The 2,546-nt window shown below is 67.9% G+C and carries 3 protein-coding genes; all 3 read left to right on the top strand.

What is annotated here, in order from left to right:
• The first annotated feature begins 187 nt into the window (after positions 1-187).
• Complete coding sequence (locus B3587_RS07430; protein WP_292727565.1) at positions 188-1,096, top strand: universal stress protein; 909 nt, start codon at positions 188-190, stop codon at positions 1,094-1,096.
• 38 nt (positions 1,097-1,134) lie between these two features.
• Positions 1,135-1,806 (top strand): GAP family protein, encoded by a 672-nt coding sequence (locus B3587_RS07425; RefSeq protein ID WP_228178557.1) that lies wholly within the window; start codon positions 1,135-1,137, stop codon positions 1,804-1,806.
• A gap of 75 nt (positions 1,807-1,881) precedes the next feature.
• Positions 1,882-2,546, top strand: a 665-nt coding sequence (locus tag B3587_RS07420; RefSeq protein WP_292727563.1) for an arylsulfotransferase family protein, incomplete at its 3' end; no start/stop codon positions are given.

Raw genomic sequence — 2,546 nt, 5'->3', positions numbered from 1 at the left:
AGCTCCAGCTGGCTCACGACAGCGGCGTTCGCCGTCAGGAGACTGCGCAGCCGTGCCTCGATATCAGCCACCCGGTTACCCCGTTCTCGTCCCTCGGCTCTCTCGCCAGGATCCTATCGCGGGACCTTCGACCCTGTGCGGGGAACCTGGCGAGCCGGATGCTGGAACAGACAGGAGGGGCAGACGGATGCGAAACACACTGCACGACTCGCACGTGGGCCTGTCCGAGGGCGGCTCGTTGAGCGCCCCGGCCGGCGACACGATCTGGCGGGTATCGCCCTACGATCGCCTCGTCGTGGGCGTAGACGGGTCAGGTCCGAGCACCGGCGCGCTGGCATGGGCCATCGCGTACGCGGCCGATCACGCCACCGAGCTCCTGCTCGTGCACGTTGTCGACGACACGTGGGGCGTTGCCGGCGCCGACTATATGGCTGATGCGCAACGGCGCGGCATCCACGTGCTTGACGCTTCCCGGCGCCGCGCGGTGGATGCGGGCGTCGCCCACGTGCAGACCGAACTCGTCCACGGTCGCGCGCCCAGTGTGCTGTCGGGCGCTGCCCGCCCGCACGACCTTCTCGTTGTGGGTTCGCACCGCACCGGCTTCTTGCGTGGGCGCGCGTTCGGCGCAGCATCCGTTTATGTCGTCGCTGCCGCCCGGTCGGCGGTCCTGGTCGTGCCGAACCTGCCGCTTGAGGGCCGGCACGGTGTCGTGGTCGGGGTCAGCGGATCGCAGGCCTCGGATGCAGCGCTGATGCAGGCAGCTCGCGAAGCGGCGCGCACGGATCAGCAGCTGGTCCTCATCCACGCCCGGCCTCCGGTTCCGCACGAGGAATCGTCGAGCAACGGTGAGTACCGGGCCTCGGCTGCTCGGGATGTCGTCGCACGCGCCAGCGCACACGCTCTCATCGACATCCCTCACCTCGACCTGAGTTCCCGGGTCGTCGCCGACAACGTCGCCCCGGCGCTGCTGACAGCGTCCATCGATGCCGCGATGCTGGTGATCGGGCGCGGCCAGAGCGAGGAGCCCCCGAACATCTCGACGGTGGTGCATGACGTGCTCATGAACCTCAACGCGCCGGTGCTCATCGTCCCCTGACACCGCGAGCACCCCACCCGCGGCTCTAGAGTCGAGGGGTGGATTCGGTGCTGTGGTACGTCGTGCCGCTGGGGGTTGCGGCGGCGCTGAGCGTGTTCCCGATCCTCGCGGTCGTGCTGCTTCTGCTCTCGCCGAACCCCATCCCGGCGAGCGTCGGCTACCTCGCGGGGTGGTCGGGCGGGGTGCTCGTGCTCGTGACGCTGTTCTCGCTCGGGGCTCGCCTCATTCCTCCATCGACGACAGAACGGATGCCGTCCTGGGCGCACGTGGTCGAGATCGCTATCGGCGTGCTTCTCGTAGTGGGAGGGGTCTGGCGCACGGCGGCCGATCGCCGGCGCCCGGAACCTGCCAGCGCGCCATCGTGGACGAAGGCGCTCGACAATGTCGGGCCGCGCCGGGCCTTCGCGTTCGGACTTGCGATGAACGTGAGGCCCAAGAACCTTGCGATCGCGTTGGCGGCGGGACTGGCGATCGGTTCGGCCTCCCTCAGCATCGTCGGCAGCAGCCTCACGGTGCTGATCTTCACGGCGGTCGCGGTCTCGACGGTCGCGGCCCTGGTCTTGGCGTATGTCTTCGGCAGCCATTCGATTCGGCCCCGGCTCGAGCGTTTCAGCGACTGGCTCGTGGCGAATTCCTCCCTCGTGCTGAGTCTCTCGGTCGTGCTGATCGGAGCCCTGCTGATCGTCATCGGCACCGTCAATCTGCTCTGACACGACAGGCGGTGCTTGTGTGAGAATCTCCTCAGCGGGGGCCGCCAGGGCGATGTTCCGTGGCACACTCCCCCAATGGTGAGTCGCAGAACCCTCGCTGTTGTCGGCGTCGCGGGAGCGCTCGCGCTCGGGGGCTGTGCGGCGCAAACGAGCACGCAGGAGCCGAGCGAAGAGGTCACGGCTGAGCCGTGGTCGTTCGTGAGCCGGCCTGATCTGACGCCCCCGATCGTGACCGTGACCACCTCCGAGCGCGGCGCGACGCTGGACCGCGACGGCATGTATGCGTTCCTCGGCCCCAAAGATCTCGACCAGGGGTCGGCAATGCAGGGCGCCGCGATCGTGGATGGCGACGGCGACCCGGTATGGGTCGCGAACACGGGCGATGACTCGGCGTTCGATCTGCGTGTGCAGGAGTACCAGGGTGAGCCGGTGCTGACCTATTGGGTGGGCCAGTCAGGATTCCATGGGCGCGGCGAGGTCATCATCCTGGATGACACGTACACCGAGATCGCGCGTGTGTCGACCGGGGAACCGATCGGTGCGGGCAACGCCGACATGCACGAGACGACGATCACCGATGACGGCACGATGCTGCTTCTCGCGTACGTGACAGCTCCCGCAGACTTGACCGAGGTCGGGGGCCCACGCAACGGCTACGTCCTGGAGGGTCACGTGCAGGAGGTGGATATCGCCACCGGCGAGGTGCTGTTCGAATGGGCCTCGCTCGACGAAGTTCCGGT

The organism is Microbacterium sp. UBA837 (genome assembly GCF_002296025.1).
Taxonomy (GTDB): domain Bacteria; phylum Actinomycetota; class Actinomycetes; order Actinomycetales; family Microbacteriaceae; genus Microbacterium.
Note: the sequence above shows the minus strand (reverse complement) of the source record. Positions and strands in the feature narration are given on the sequence as shown.

Bases quoted from the DNA above. Each gene is read 5' to 3' on its own strand.
- B3587_RS07430 (WP_292727565.1), top strand. From the start codon at position 188: ATGCGAAACACACTGCACGACTCGCACGTGGGCCTGTCCGAGGGCGGC.